Annotated in this window: 9 protein-coding genes and 2 pseudogenes; 4 read left to right on the plus strand and 7 right to left on the minus strand. The window is 71.9% G+C overall.

Translation table 11 applies throughout. The annotated features are described in order from the left end of the window. The 4 genes and pseudogenes from ACFYY1_RS32935 to ACFYY1_RS32950 form a co-directional block, all read right to left on the minus strand. Positions 1-348, minus strand: a pseudogene (locus ACFYY1_RS32935) (crotonyl-CoA carboxylase/reductase); the annotation flags it as partial. A 366-nt stretch (positions 349-714) separates the two neighbouring features. Further along, positions 715-1,509 (minus strand): GNAT family N-acetyltransferase, encoded by a 795-nt coding sequence (locus ACFYY1_RS32940; RefSeq protein WP_388592079.1) that lies wholly within the window; start codon positions 1,507-1,509, stop codon positions 715-717. Between the two features lie 92 nt (positions 1,510-1,601). Beyond that, positions 1,602-2,417: a TetR family transcriptional regulator gene (locus ACFYY1_RS32945; RefSeq protein ID WP_388592080.1), complete on the minus strand. Its 816-nt coding sequence runs from the start codon at positions 2,415-2,417 to the stop codon at positions 1,602-1,604. Between the two features lie 91 nt (positions 2,418-2,508). Beyond that, positions 2,509-4,290 (minus strand): 3-hydroxyacyl-CoA dehydrogenase family protein, encoded by a 1,782-nt coding sequence (locus tag ACFYY1_RS32950; protein ID WP_388592082.1) that lies wholly within the window; start codon positions 4,288-4,290, stop codon positions 2,509-2,511. A 366-nt stretch (positions 4,291-4,656) separates the two neighbouring features. On the opposite strand from ACFYY1_RS32950, the gene ACFYY1_RS32955 reads away from it, so the two are divergent. Continuing rightward, positions 4,657-5,238: an adenylosuccinate lyase gene (locus tag ACFYY1_RS32955; protein WP_388592083.1), complete on the plus strand. Its 582-nt coding sequence runs from the start codon at positions 4,657-4,659 to the stop codon at positions 5,236-5,238. 13 nt (positions 5,239-5,251) lie between these two features. On the opposite strand, the gene ACFYY1_RS32960 is transcribed toward ACFYY1_RS32955, so the two are convergent. From ACFYY1_RS32960 to ACFYY1_RS32970, 3 genes and pseudogenes are all read right to left on the minus strand, one after another. Further along, positions 5,252-5,797 carry a GNAT family N-acetyltransferase gene (locus ACFYY1_RS32960; protein ID WP_388592084.1) on the minus strand — a complete coding sequence of 182 codons (546 nt, stop codon included), beginning with the start codon at positions 5,795-5,797 and terminating at the stop codon, positions 5,252-5,254. Between the two features lie 59 nt (positions 5,798-5,856). Next, positions 5,857-7,461: an alpha/beta hydrolase gene (locus tag ACFYY1_RS32965; RefSeq protein WP_388592085.1), complete on the minus strand. Its 1,605-nt coding sequence runs from the start codon at positions 7,459-7,461 to the stop codon at positions 5,857-5,859. A gap of 136 nt (positions 7,462-7,597) precedes the next feature. Next, positions 7,598-8,251 (minus strand): annotated as a pseudogene (locus ACFYY1_RS32970) (radical SAM protein); the annotation flags it as partial. A 149-nt stretch (positions 8,252-8,400) separates the two neighbouring features. Between ACFYY1_RS32970 and ACFYY1_RS32975 the strand changes: the two are divergent. The 3 genes from ACFYY1_RS32975 to ACFYY1_RS32985 all read left to right on the plus strand — a co-directional run bounded on the left by ACFYY1_RS32975 (position 8,401) and on the right by ACFYY1_RS32985 (position 14,184). Beyond that, the gene (locus tag ACFYY1_RS32975) at positions 8,401-8,844 is read left to right on the plus strand and encodes an SRPBCC family protein (protein WP_388592086.1); all 444 of its coding nucleotides are present in this window, start codon (positions 8,401-8,403) and stop codon (positions 8,842-8,844) included. 188 nt (positions 8,845-9,032) lie between these two features. Next, on the plus strand, positions 9,033-11,522 hold the full coding sequence (locus tag ACFYY1_RS32980) for an MFS transporter (RefSeq protein WP_388592088.1): 2,490 nt from the start codon (positions 9,033-9,035) through the stop codon (positions 11,520-11,522). A gap of 202 nt (positions 11,523-11,724) precedes the next feature. Beyond that, positions 11,725-14,184, plus strand: coding sequence for a SpoIIE family protein phosphatase (locus ACFYY1_RS32985; RefSeq protein WP_388592090.1), 2,460 nt, complete (start codon positions 11,725-11,727; stop codon positions 14,182-14,184). The last annotated feature ends 94 nt before the right edge of the window (positions 14,185-14,278 follow it).

Consider the following 14,278-nt stretch of genomic DNA (forward strand, 5'->3'; position numbering starts at 1 on the left):
GACGTGGTACGGCAGGTCGTGGCGCCTGGTGAGCTCGCTGAGCTTTCCGTAGCGCTCCAGGAAGCCGAAGGTGGAGAGCGGCTCGAAGATCGAGGTCCAGACGGAGTTGTAGTTCACCGAGCTGGCCATGACGGCCACCAGGGCCTCGCCGGGCCCGAGTTCGGGCACCGGGACCTCGTCGAGGTGCAGCGACTTGCGGGGGTCCTTGTCGCGAGTGGCGAGCCCGTCGAACATCGCGGTCTCGTCCTTGTGCACGGTCACCGCGCGGTACGACTCGGGGATGGACAGGGCCGCGAAGTCCGCGGTCGTGCTGTCCGGCGATTGGATCGCGTCCAGGATTTCCTTCACGGGGTGCCTCCGGCGGGATGGGGGCGCTGAGGGAACGCTTGCGATCCCTGCGAGCAGGAGAGGGAACGGGGTGGAGGTGCTGCCGTCGGTTCGGCTGTCAAAGCTTCGGCTTGCTCTGTTGAGCAGAAGGGTTTGCCTGTGACGCAGGCGTCCGGGCGCGCAGGCACATCGCTTGCGGGGACAGCCGGCGTACGTGAGTTCGCAGCACGCCGGCCGCCCGGACAACTTCAACGTATGGCACTCCGTGACACCTGGCAAGGCACTCGGTGCCAACAATTTCTCTCACTTGTCGCCCGCCGGCCACGTATGAGCAAGAAGAGGGGTGTTTCGCAAGGAAATGCCCCGTAAAAAGCCGCAGATGATCGATCAGTGCGAGCGGTACACATAGGGCGTCGTGGTGCTCAGCGCGAGGAATCCGAGCCGCCGGAGGATCGGAGCGCTCATGTCGGAGGCATCGACCTGAAGGTAGCCGTAGCCGCGCTCCGCCGCGATCCGGGCGCGGAAGGCCACCAGCGCCCGGTAGACGCCCTTTCCGCGCCACGCCTCGACCGTCCCGCCGCCCCAGAGTCCCGCGAAGCCGGTGCCCCGGTACAGCTCCATCCGGGCCGAGCTCACCGGCTCGTCACCCGCCATGGCGAGTACGCCGACGAAGCCGTCCGGGTCCTCGGCCAGCCGGGCCAGCACCTGATGCCGCAGCCGCGACCAGTCGGAGCCGAACGCCTGCTCATGGGCGCGGGCCATCAGCTCCACGTCGTCCGCGTCACGCACGGTGCGCAGCCGAACGCCGTCGGGGAGCTCCACCCGCGTCGCGAGCTCCGCGACCGGGGCGACCAGCAGGGTCTCCGGTTCCTCCGCCTCGAAACCGGCCGCCAGCAGCCGCGGGGCCAGGTCGGCGGGCCGGTCGTGCGCGTACAGCTTCCACTCGAACTCGCCGTGCCCGAGCGCCGTGTAGTGCGCCACCTGGGCCGCGATCACCGCGTCCGCCCGAGCGGGATCCAGGTCCGGGGCCGACCAGACGACACCGTTCCAGTCGTCGGCCGCGCCGACCTGCCGTACGACGTCGTCGGTGCGCTCCACCCGCACCCCGGGGCCGTCGGGGCGGGCGTGCTCGCGCATCTCGCGGTCGAAAAGGGTCAGCAGTGCTTCGTGTTCGTGATTCATGCGCCCACCACAACAGCGGCGAACGGGTCCGGCAACCAGGTTTCGGCGCGGGGCGGGGCGGGGCCGGGGCCTGCCCGCCCCGCCCCGCCCGTTCAGCGGTCCTGGAGCGCCTGCTGGATCGTGCGCATCACTTCGTCGAGCGGTGCGTCGGTCCGCGCCACGGCGACCAGCACCTCGCCCTGGGACGTCACCGAGGCGGCCGGCTGCTTCACCGGCTCGGCGCCGACGGTCCGACCGGCCCCGATGCCGCTCCCGAAGGTGTCGCGGACGATCGCGAAGGCGTGGTCGAGCTGCGCCTCCACATCGCCCTCGCCGCCCGCCCGCAGCCAGCGGCGCAGCACATGGTTGTGCGCGGTGACCACGGCCGACGCCGCGACCTCCGCCAGCAGCGGGTCGTCGTTGCCGACATGGTGGTCGCGCTCGTCGAAGTGGCCCAGCAGATAGCGGGTGAACAGCCGCTCGTAGCGGGCCACCGAGGCGATCTCCGCCTCGCGCAGGGTGGGGACCTCACGGGTCAGTTTGTAACGGGCCACGGAGACGGCGGGCTTCGCCGCGTACATCTTCATGACTTCCTTGATGCCGCGGCAGACGGTGTCGAGGGGGTGCTCGTGCGCCGGTGCGGCATTGAGGACGGCCTCGGCCCTGACGAGGGTGTCGTCGTGGTCCGGGAAGATCGCCTCTTCCTTGGAGCGGAAATGCCGGAAGAAGGTCCGCCGGGCGACCCCGGCGGCGCCCGCGATCTCATCGACCGTCGTCGCTTCGTACCCCTTCGTGGCGAAGAGTTCCATCGCCGCGGCGGCCAGCTCACGGCGCATTTTGAGCCGTTGGGCGGCGGCGCGCGTGCCTGCGGCACTTTCCTGCGGATCGGGCGCGGCGGAGACACGGGAGGACCTGGCGGGCTGGGACATGGTGTGAACGTACTGCATCGCGTCGGGGGAGTGCGCCCGTGGGGGCGGGCCGCCCGAGGGATCGAGCAGCCCGCCCCAGCCGGCACCTTTCTCAGCGCCGGGCATATTCGCGGAAGCCGCGCCCTGTCTTGCGGCCGAGGCAGCCGGCGGCCACCAGGTGTTCGAGCAGCGGCGCCGGGGCCAGGCCCGGGTCGCGGAACTCGCTGTGCAGCACCTTCTCGATGGCCAGCGAGACATCGAGGCCGACGACGTCGAGCAGCTCGAACGGGCCCATCGGATAGCCGCCGCCCAGCTTCATCGCCGCGTCGATGTCGTCGAGGGTCGCGTAGTGCTCCTCGACCATCTTGATCGCGTTGTTGAGGTAAGGGAACAGCAGCGCGTTCACGATGAAACCGGCCCGGTCCCCGCAGTCCACCGGGTGCTTGCGGACCTTGCCGCACACCTCGCGGACGGTGGCGTGGACATCGTCGGCGGTGAGCACCGTACGGACCACCTCGACCAGCTTCATCGCCGGCGCCGGGTTGAAGAAGTGCATCCCGATCACGTCCTCGGGACGCGCGGTGGCGCGCGCGATCGCGACGACCGGCAGCGACGAGGTGGTGGTGGCGAGCACGGCGCCCGGCTTGCAGACCTTGTCCAGGGTCCCGAACAGCTGCTGCTTGACCGCCAGGTCCTCGGCGACGGCCTCCACCGCGAGATCGACATCGGCGAAGGCGTCCAGCGAACCGGCCGCGGTGATCCGGGCCAGGGCCGCGTCCCGCGCCTCGGCCGTCAGCCGCCCCTTGGTGACGGAGCGCTCCAGCGACTTGGCGATCCGGCCCTTCGCGAGGTCCGCCTTCTCCTGGCCGCGGGCGGCGAGCACCACGTCGTACCCGGCCTTCGCGAAGACCTCGGCGATGCCCGAGGCCATCGTCCCGGAACCCGCGACCCCCACCGAACGCACCGTGCGCCCGGCCGTCGCCGACCCGTCGTCGCCCGGGGTCAGCGCGTCCGGCACCACGGTCCGGCTGCCGGGCCCCTCGTACGTGTAGAAGCCGCGGCCCGCCTTGCGGCCGGTCAGCCCCGCCTCGCTCAGCTGCCTGAGCACCGGCGCCGGGGCGTGCAGCCGGTCGTGCGACTCGGCGTACATCGCCTCCAGCACGGTGCGGGCGGTGTCGATCCCGATCAGGTCGAGCAGGGCGAGCGGACCCATCGGCAGACCGCAGCCGAGCTTCATCGCCGCGTCGATGTCCTCCCGGGAGGCGTAGTTGGCCTCGTACATCGCGGCGGCCTGGTTGAGGTAGCCGAACAGCAGGCCGTCGGCGACGAAGCCCGGCCGGTCGCCGACCGCGACCGGCTCCTTGCCCAGGCTGCGGGCGAGCGCGGTGACGGCCTCGACGGCCGGCGGCGCGGTCAGCACCGAGGAGACCACCTCGACCAGCTTCATCGCGGGCGCCGGGTTGAAGAAGTGCAGGCCGAGCACGCGCTCCGGGCGCAGCGACTCGGCGGCCAGCCGGGTCACCGACAGGGCGTTGGTGCCGGTCGCCAGGATCGTGGTCGGGGAGACGATCGCGTCGAGCTCCCGGAAGACCTGCTGCTTGATCTCGTACGACTCGGGCACGACCTCGATGACGAGCTCCGCCTCCGCGGCGGCCCGCAGGTCGTCAAAGGTGCGGAAGCGGGCGAGGACGTCGCCCCGCTCCTCCTCGGTGATCCGCTCGCGCCGCACGGCGCGGGCGGTCGCGGCTTCCAGGGCGGCGACGGCCCGGCGGGCGGCCGCGTCGCTGATGTCGATGCCGATGACCTCGTGGCCGGCGCGGGCCAGGACCTCGGCGATGCCGGTGCCCATGGTGCCGAGACCGACGACGGCAATGGTGCTGAGCGGGGTGTCCATCACGGGACTCCAGAGAATGAGTGACGACTGTGAGAGGGCACGGCGCGCGCACTGTGAAACGGGAGAACCGGCGCGACACGTGCGGGAGTTGCGTGTCGTGGTACTCGGGGCCGGCGCGCCATGGGCACGCCCGGACCCGGAAGGGGGCGACGGACTCTGTCCCGGAGTCACGTCTCGTGGAACTGCCGAACCGACAAGCACTCCGGGTGGCTGCGTCACCAGGCCACCGGAGCAAGCGGGGATGGTGTCCCGCTCACATGAGATTAACTGCCGGGTAACGAGCGCGCCAGCCCCCGATCGATGTGCCTCATGCCACATTCCTCCCGCCCCTCGATACGCAGAGTCCCCGCCGATACGCTGACGGTCATGGACGAGGAGTTCCGGTCGCTCGCGGACCGGCTTGCTGACGAGGCGGAAGCGGCGGGGGAGTCGGCGCAGTGCCGCGGACTGCTCGCCACCGAGGACGAGGAGGAACTGGCCCGCGTCCTGGTGGAACGCGAACGCCCGCTCTGGGCCCGTGAGATCGCCGCCTTCCGGCTCGGCTGCGGCGGGGACCGGCGGGCCTTCGAGGCGCTGGTGCTGCTGCTCAACCACCGCGACCCGGAGCGCTGCGTCTCGGCCGCCCACGCCCTGGTGCGCCTGGGCGACCCCCGTACGCCCCGGGCCGCCGCGGCCCTGGCCACCAACGCCCTGCGCACCGCGTACGCCCTGCACCCGGTACGGCTGCTCACCGCGCTGCGGGCCCCGGAGTCCGTACCGGCGCTGATGAGCACCCTGGAACGGCTGCTCGCCCCCGGCGATCCGCACTGGCGGGTGGCGCTCGCCTGCGTCGAGGGGCTCGGGCAGCTGGGGGACGAGCGGGCCCGCCCGCTCCTGGAGGCGGCCCTGCCGCACCCGAGGCTGGGCGGCGCGGCCCGCGACGCGCTCGGCCGCCTGGGCGCGTCCTGAAGGGGCGCCGGACTCAGGAGGCGGCAGGGGTGCCGAGCTCGCGCAGGTACCGCACCTCGGGCACGAGTACGCCGTCCGCCTCGAAGGACTCCTCGGCACCGTCGGGACAGAAGCCCGCGCGCTCGTAGAAGCGGCGGGCCGGGGCGTTCTCCTTCAGCACCCACAGCGCCAGGTCCGGGAAGCCGTCGGCCGCGGCGCGGGTGAGTATCTCCGCCATCAGGGCGCGGCCCGCCCCGGTCCCGATCTGCTCGGGCGCCACGTACAGCGCGTACAGCTCGCCCCGCGCGAGCGGCCTGCCGTTCTCCCGGCGCGCCCCGTAGCAGCCCCAGCCGATCACCCCGAGGTCCGCCCGTTCGGCGACCACGTTCACGAGCGTGGTGCCCCGGGTGAAGGACGCGCGGCGCCGCTCCACGTCCTGTGCGACGGCGAGGTCCATGTCGTCCAGATACGACTGCGGCACCAGCCCCGCGTACGCGGCCTGCCAGCCGCGCACCCGGACCCGGGTGACCGCCTCGCAGTCGTCGACGGTCATGTCCCGCACCTGTGTCCGAGTCGTCATACGGGCCATCCTGGCGCATCCGCCGGGACGGCCCGTACGCGAGAGCCGGGGCGGGGCCGTCAGCCGCGGAAGCCGAGCAGCCCGTGCAGGACGGCCCCCCTGCTGTCGGTGCCCGTCCGCGGCACCGACCTCGGCGCCGCCTCGCCGGACAGCGGCTGCGGGTCGGGGGACTTGGCGCACACCGCGTCCGCGTCGGCCCGGCTGCCCCCGCCGCGCGGGACGGTGCCCTTGGCGAGATAGTCCACGAGGTAGGTGTCCAGGCAGTCGTTGCCGCTCAGGGTGATGCCGTGGTTGCCGCCGCCCTGCTCGACGACCAGGCTGGAGCCGCGCAGCCTGCGGTGCAGGGTGACCCCGCCCTCGTACGGCGTGGCCGCGTCGTCGGTGGCCTGGAAAAGCAGCACCGGCGGAAGGGCGCTGTTGGAGACGCGCACCGGATTCAGCGGCTCCACCGGCCAGTCGGCACAAGGGGCGTTGTACCAGTTGTTGTTCCAGGTGTAGAAGGGCGCCTTGGCGTGCACTTGGCGGCTGTCCGTGCGCCAGGTGTTCCACTGCCGGGGCCACTGGGCGTCGCGGCACTGCACGGCCGCGTAGACCGAGTACCCGTTGTCGTCCTCGGCGTCGGTCGCGCCGAACCTCTTGTACGCCTTCACGAGCGCGTCCTGGTCGCCGTCCTCGGTGTACGCGGCGAACGCCTCGGCCAGGTACGGCCAGTACCCGTTGTAGTAGCCGCCCGGCAGGAAGGTGTCCTCCAGTTCGCTCGGGCCGACCTTCCCGCCCGCCGGCCGAGCCTTCACGGCCTCGCGCATCGCGTACCAGGCCGCCTCGACCTCCGCCGGGTCGCTGCCGAGCCGGTACGTGGAGTCGTGCTTCGCCACCCAGGCGGCGAACGCCTTGTGGCGGGCGTCGAAGGCGTAGTCCTGGCTGATGTTGTCGTCGTACCAGACCCCGTCGGGGTCCACGTTCGAGTCGAGCGCGAAGCGCCGCACCCGCTCCGGGAAGAGCTTGCCGTACACCGCGCCGAGGTAGGTGCCGTAGGAGTACCCGAAGTAGTTGAGCTGCTGGGCGCCGATGGCCTGCCGGATCACGTCGAGGTCCTTCGCGGCGCTGACCGTGTCCATGTACGGCAGCAGGTCCGGGTACTTGCGCCCGCACGCCTCGGCGAACGAACCGGCCCGGTTGCGGTTGGCCTCCTCGACGCCGGGCGAGCCGGGCACCGAGTCGGGGCGCACCGGGTCGAAGTAGCCCGGTACGCAGTCCAGCGCCGGGCTGCTCCTCCCGACGCCGCGCGGATCGAAGCCGATCACGTCGTACTGCGAGGCGACCGCCTTCGGCAGTGCGGACGCCACGAATCCGGCCATCGACAGACCGCTGCCCCCGGGGCCGCCCGGGTTGACGAGCAGCGGGCCCTGGAAGGTCTTCGCGGTGTGCGGGACGCGGGACAGGGCGAGGGTGATCCGCCGGCCCGACGGGTTGTCATGGTCCAGCGGTGTACTGACCGATGAGCACTGCAGCCGCGGAGCGGACTTGGTGGCGCAGTCGGTCCATGTGAGCTTCGCGGCGGCGGGCCGCGCGCCGTTGTCGGCGGTCGCCGCGGGCGGTGCGGCGGTCACCAGACCGGCGACCGTCGCACCGACGGCGAAGAGAATTCCCGGACGTTTCGTCATATGGCCTCCCGTGGTGGGGGAAACGGGGAAAAACGGCTGCGCTTGGCGCAGCCCCCGCCGCATGCTCCCCGCATTCGCGCCGGGAAGGACCCGTTGCGCCGAGAGTTGACCCGTTTGCCCGTGCCGGGGCAGGTCGGAGGAGGGTCAGCTGTGTGGGCCCGGGGCCGTCGAGCGCTGCGTGCTGCTGCGTCCGCTGCCCGTTCCGGACGGGGAGCCGCCGGGCCGTGCCGCGGTGCGAGGGGCCGATGCCGAACTCGGCCGCCAGCTCGTGCACGTACCGGGTGATGCGGCGCTGGTACCACTTGGGCGCGTACGCCCCCTCGGCGTACAGCCGCTCGTACCGCCGCACCGGATGCGGGTGGTGCTTCCCGAGCCACTGCGTGTACCACTCCCGGGCGCCGGGCCGCAGATGCAGGACGAGCGGGGTCACCGAGGTCGCCCCGGCGGCGGCGATCGCGCGGACGCTGGCGCGCAGCTGGTCCGGATGGTCGCCGAGGAACGGGATGACGGGGGCCATCAGCACGCCGCAGTCGATGCCGTTCTCGCTCAGGGTGCGGACGGCGTCGAGGCGGCGCGCGGGGGAGGGGGTGCCGGGCTCCACGGTGCGCCACAGCGCCTCGTCGACGAAGCCGACCGAGACGGAGATGCCCACGTCGGTGACCTCGGCGGCCTGGCGCAGCAGTTCCAGATCGCGCAGGATCAGCGTCCCCTTGGTCAGGATCGAGAACGGGTTCGCGTGATCGCGCAGGGCCGGGATGATCCCCGGCATCAGGCGGTAGCGGCCCTCGGCGCACGCCTCCTCGGTAGCACTGGACAGAGAATAGAACACTTGTTCCCTTGATCGTTTTCTCCCCTTCGTCCCGGCCTGGATTTTGAGCGGCGTGCCCGAGGTGGTTGGCTCAGCACACCCCCGAACAACCGAGTGCTGGAGGAACAGCCATGGCGCAGGTCGAGGCCACGACAGAGCGAGTCATCGCCGCGGACGCGGAGACGGTGTTCGACGCGCTGGCCGACTACAAGGAGGTCCGCGGCAAGGTGCTGCCCGGACACTTCAGCGAGTACGAGGTGCGCGAGGGCGGTGACGGCGAGGGCACCCTCGTCCACTGGAAGCTCCAGGCCACCAGCAAGCGGGTCCGCGACTGCCTGCTGGAGGTCAGCGAGCCCACCGACGGCCAACTCGTGGAGAAGGACCGCAACTCCTCGATGGTCACCACCTGGACCGTCACCCCGGCCGGCGAGGGCAGGTCGAAGGCCGTCGTCTCGACCGTCTGGAACGGCGCCGGAGGCATCGGCGGATTCTTCGAGAAGACCTTCGCGCCCAAGGGCCTCGGGCGGATCTACGACGAGCTGCTGCAGAACCTCGCCACCGAGGTCGAGAAGTAGCCCGCGGACTCTTGACCGGCCTCACCGGTTCGGGTGGTCTTCCCGGCCCGTCCGGTGGTGCGCCGTAGTGGCTCCCACCGGGGGCTAAGCCCCCCGAGTGCGCCGTCAGCGCCCCCTCGTCGCGTTTGCCCTCCCTTCTCGCGCAATGGCAGAAATGGGCGGCGCAGATGCGACGAGGGGAGCGGCACGTGGTGGGTGGGATCAGTCTGCTGGAGGAGGAGCCGGGCGGCGCGGGGACCGCCGAATCGGCTGCCGCGCCACCCGACGGGCCGCCCTCGCCGCGTTCCGCCGAGACGGAAGCGGCGGAACGGGACCGGGCGCCGGACCCGTACGGCGTACCGGAGACCAGTCCCCGCCGCATCAGGCTGATCTTCCTCGGGCTGATGCTCACGCTCCTGCTCGCGGCGCTCGACCAGATGATCGTCGCCACCGCGCTGCCGAAGATCGTCGGCGAGCTGCACGGCCTGGAGAAGATGTCCTGGGCCGTCACCGCCTACCTGCTCGCCTCCACGATCGGGCTGCCGATCTACGGGAAGCTCGGCGACCTCTTCGGCCGCAAGGGCGTCTTCCAGTTCGCCATCGTCGTCTTCGTCATCGGCTCCGCGCTCGCCGGCTGGTCCCGCACCATGGACGAACTGATCGCGTTCCGCGCCGTCCAGGGCATCGGCGGCGGCGGGCTGATGATCGGGGTCCAGGCGATCATCGCGGATGTCGTGCCGCCCCGGGAACGCGGCCGGTTCATGGGGCTCATCGGCGCCGCGTTCGGCCTCGCGTCCGTGGCGGGCCCGCTGCTCGGCGGCTTCTTCACCGACCATGCCTCGTGGCGCTGGTGCTTCTACATCAACGTCCCGTTCGGCCTGGTCACCCTCGCCGTCATCACCGTCGTACTGAAACTCCCCAGGCCCACCGTCCGGCCCCCGCTCGACGTCCTCGGCGCGCTGCTGCTCGCGGCCGCCTCCACCTGCCTGGTGCTGCTGACCAGCTGGGGCGGTACGGAGTACGCGTGGGGCTCGCGCACCATCCTGGGGCTGGGGGCCGGCGCCCTCGGAACGGCCCTGCTGTTCCTGGTCGTCGAGCACCGGGCGGCCGAACCCGTCATCCCGCTGCGGCTGTTCCGCGACTCGATCTTCAACGTCACCGCGCTCGTCGGGGCGATCGTCGGGGTGGGGCTCTTCGGCGCCGCCAGCTATCTGCCGACCTTCCTCCAGATGGTCGACGGGGCCACGGCCACCGAATCCGGGCTGCTGATGCTCCCGATGATGGGCGGCATCGTCATCGCGTCCGTCGTCTCCGGCCAGCTGATCTCCCGCACCGGGCGCTACCGCGTCCACCCGATCCTCGGCAGCGCGATCTCGGTGGTCGGGATGTGGCTGCTCTCCCGACTCGAAACCGACACCCCGCGCCTCGAATACAGCATTGCGCAGGCCGTGCTCGGCATCGGGATCGGGCTGATCATGCCGGTCCTGGTGCTCGCGGTGCAGAACTCCGTCGAGCCCGCCGACATCGGCTCCGCCACCAGCGCCAACAACTACTTCCGGCAGATCGGCGGCAGCGTCGGCGCCGCCGTCTTCGGGACGCTCTTCGCGGGCCGCCTCGCGGACGCGCTCGCCGTCCGCCTGCCGTCCGGTGCCGACCTCCCCGACCCCGAGTCGATCACCCCGCAGCTGGTCCACGCGATGGAGCCCGCGCTGCGCGACAGCTATGTCCAGGCGTACGCCGACGCGATGCCGCGGATCTTCCTCTACCTCGTGCCGGTGCTCGCGCTCGGCCTGTTCTTCGCCTTCTTCCTCAAGGAGAAACCTCTGGTGTCCCACCACAGCCCCGAAAACGCCGCCGAGCCCGTGACCGTTCCGGCCGCCCGCACCACCCTCACGAACACGACCACCGAGGCCCCCGCCGCGCCGCCGCCCGTCTATCTGTCGGGGGTGCCGGTCTGCGGCAGCGTCCAGCACCCCGACGGTACGAAGGTCCCGCGCGCCGCCCTCACCCTCATCGACGTCCAGGGTCAGCAGGTCGGACGGGGCGCCAGCGGCGACGACGGACGGTACGCGCTCAGCGTGCCGGGTGCCGGTTCGTACGTGCTCATCGCCGCGGCCGGCGGTCACCAGCCGCAGGCCGTCAGTGTCACCGTGGGCGAACGGCCCGTCGAGCTCGACGTGGTGCTCGGCGGGGCCGGGCGCCTCGCCGGGACCGTCGTCACCGCCGACGGCATCCCGGTCCGCGACGCCGCCGTCACCCTCACCGACGTCTGCGGCGAGGTCGTCGCGTCCACCCGCAGCGGTCGCGAAGGCGGCTATGTGATCTCGGAGCTGGTGGCCGGGGAGTACACCCTCGCCGCCAGCGCCCCCGCCTTCCGGCCCGCCGCGCTGCCGGTGAGCGTGCAGGCGGCCAGGGAGACCCGGCAGGACATCGAACTCGCCGGCGGCGCGGTGCTGCGCGGCGTCGTACGGGCGAGCGGCGGCCGGCCCGTCGAGGACGCCCGGGTCACGCTCCTGGACGCGGCGGGCAATGTGGTCGACACCCTCACCACGGGCCCCGACGGCGCGTTCCGGTTCGTGGACCTGTCCACCGGCGAGTACACGGTGATCGCGGCCGGGTATCCGCCGGTGGCCACCGTGCTCCAGGTGGCGGGCGGCGGACGCACCGAACGCGACCTCCAACTGGGGCACGAGGACTGAACGTCCCGAGGGACGACGGGCCGGCCGACGGCTTCCCGGGCCGGCCCCGCCCCGTGGCCGGGCCGCTCCGCGCGCCGCCCGGCGCGCCGGGCGCACCACCCCCGGGGGTGATTCCGTCGATGACCGGCGGGTGCCGGACACGGAGCCGTACCGTGGAGCCACGAACCGTGGAACGCAGCGGTGGGGAAGGAGTCTCCCAGCCATGGAACCCGGGGTGTCGCCACAGCGGACACCGTCGCCGAGCGGCGCCATGACGGGCCGTGTGCCACTGGCCGTCGCAGTGGTCGACGCGAACGGGCTCGTCTCCCACTGGTCGACCGGCGCCAGACGGCTCTTTGGCGTCACCAGGCACGAGGCGGTCGGCTGCCCGGCCGGTGAACTCCTGCCGATCTCCGGTGTGCTGGGGCGAGTGGAAGAAGAGAGCCGCTCCGGAGGCGGCCCCGGTCCGGACTGCGGACTCGGCTCCGAACTCGACGGACCGCCGGGCGGGAACCTCTCGTACCCGGCGGCGGGCAGGGCCCGGATCGACGAACCGGCGCGCGGCCGGATCGATGTCCTGTGGTGGGCCTACCCGCTGGTCGGCCCGGGGCCCGAGCGCCTCCTGGTGCTCGCCGCGGACGCCGGACGGCTCGGCGGGGACGGTGAGGAGGACGGCCGGGACACCGGGACCGTCGCCCCCGCGTTCGCACTCCACACCGACTTCCCCGGCTACCAGGAACTGGCGGGCCGGCTGCCCGAGATCCTGCCCAGCATGAGCGTCGGCGAGGCGACCAGAATCGTTGCCCAGATCCTCGAACTCGGATATCCCGTACTGGAGTTCAGCCACCGCAGCCAGGTCCCGGTCACCCCCGACTGGGGTGTGCCGCGACGCACCTCCAGGCTTCCCGCCCAGGGCCCGCCGGGCGAAACCGGCGGATCGCCCGTGCCCCGCACCGCGCCCCGCCCCGAGCTCGACCTCGAATACGCGGCGGTCCGCGAACGGCTGGAATTCCTCAACGAGATCAGCGGCCGTATCGGCACCTCCCTCGACCTGGAACGCACCATCCGCGAGGTCACCAGCGCCGCCGTACCCCGGTTCACCGACTTCGCGGGTACGCATCTGCGCGCCGCCGTCCTGGCCGGCGAGGGCTTCCCCGACGGGCCGCCCGACGTCACTACCGTCTGGCACCGGGTCTGGGTCGAGCACAACGACGAGCCCGGCCGCTGGGACGACACCGTCCCGGTCGGCGAGTCCATCGCCTTCCCCGAACACACCCCGTTCTTCCGGTGCATGGTCACCGGCGAACCCGTCCTCGTCCCGTACGTCAGCGAGGAGCTGAGCAACCGGATCTCCGGCGAGTTCGAGAAACGCGACCTGCGCCCGCTGATCACTCACCGCTCCCTGCTGATCGTGCCGCTGAAGGCCCGCGACGTGGTCCTCGGCTTCATGGTCCTGATGCGCCGTCCCGGCCGTGAGCCCTTCGACGACATGGACCGCACCACCGGCGCCGAACTCGCCACCCGCGCCGGGCTGGTACTCGACAACGCCCGGATGTACACGTACCAGGAGAACGTCGCGGAGACGCTCCAGGACAGCATGCTGCCCCAGGTCGCACCCCGGATGGCCGGCTGCGACATCGCCACCCGCTACCTGCCCGGCGCCCGGCTCGGACGCGTCGGCGGCGACTGGTTCGACTCGGTGAAACTGCCCGGTTCCCGGACCGCGTTCGTGGTCGGCGACGTCATGGGCCACGGCCTCAACTCGGCAGCGATGATGGGCCAGTTGCGTACTGCCGTACTGACCATGGCCACCATGGAGGTGCCGCCGGCCCGCCTGCTGCGCAACCTGGACGACCTGGCGCAGCGCCTGGGCGAGCAGTATCTGGCGACGTGCCTCTACGCCGTCTACGACCCGATCCGTTCCGAGGTCCAGATCGCCAACGCCGGGCACATCCCGCCCGTGCTGGTCCGGGCCGAGGACGGGCGGGCCGAACTCCTGACCCTGCCCACCGGCGCCCCCATCGGGGTGGGTGGCGTCGCCTTCGAGACCGCTGCCGTACGGGTGCGGCCCGGCGACCGTCTGATCCTGTGCACCGACGGCCTGGTCGAGGTGCGAGGCCAGGACATCGGGGCCGGGCTTGCCGCACTCTGCGCCTCGGCTGCCCATCCCGCCGCCTCCATGGACGACGCCTGCGACACGATCATCCGCGCCCTGAACCCGAGCGGGGGCCGCAAGGACGACGTGGCGCTGCTGATGGCCCGGCTGAACGGCATCGCGGACGTCGACGTCGCAGAGTGGCAACTAGCCCTGGATCCACGTGAAGTGGCGCGGTCGCGCCGCCTGGTGCGCGGGAAGCTGCTCGACTGGGAGCTGCCGGACGCGGTGGAGTCGGCCGAGCTGATGGTCAGCGAGCTCGTGACCAACGCGGTGAAGCACGGCCGGTCCCATCACATCGTGCTCCGCCTGGTCCGCACCGGCGCCCTGCTGTGCGAGGTCAGTGACGACGAACCCGCCCCGGCCACACTGCTCGCCGCCGCCACCCACGACGAGTCCGGGCGCGGCCTGCTCCTGGTGAGCAGCCTGGCCCGCGAATGGGGCACCAGCACCAGGGCCCATGGCAAGACCGTCTGGTTCGAACAGGCGCTGAACGGGATCCCGGGGCCCAGGTCGCACACCTGGTGAAGTCCTCGCCACGAGCGGGTGGATGCTGTGCGGGGTCTTGCCGCGGCCGTTCCGGGACGGTAGTCCGGTCCTGAACAGAACGCCGCACGACGAA

This window comes from Streptomyces sp. NPDC001890 (assembly GCF_042891445.1).
GTDB lineage: Bacteria > Actinomycetota > Actinomycetes > Streptomycetales > Streptomycetaceae > Streptomyces.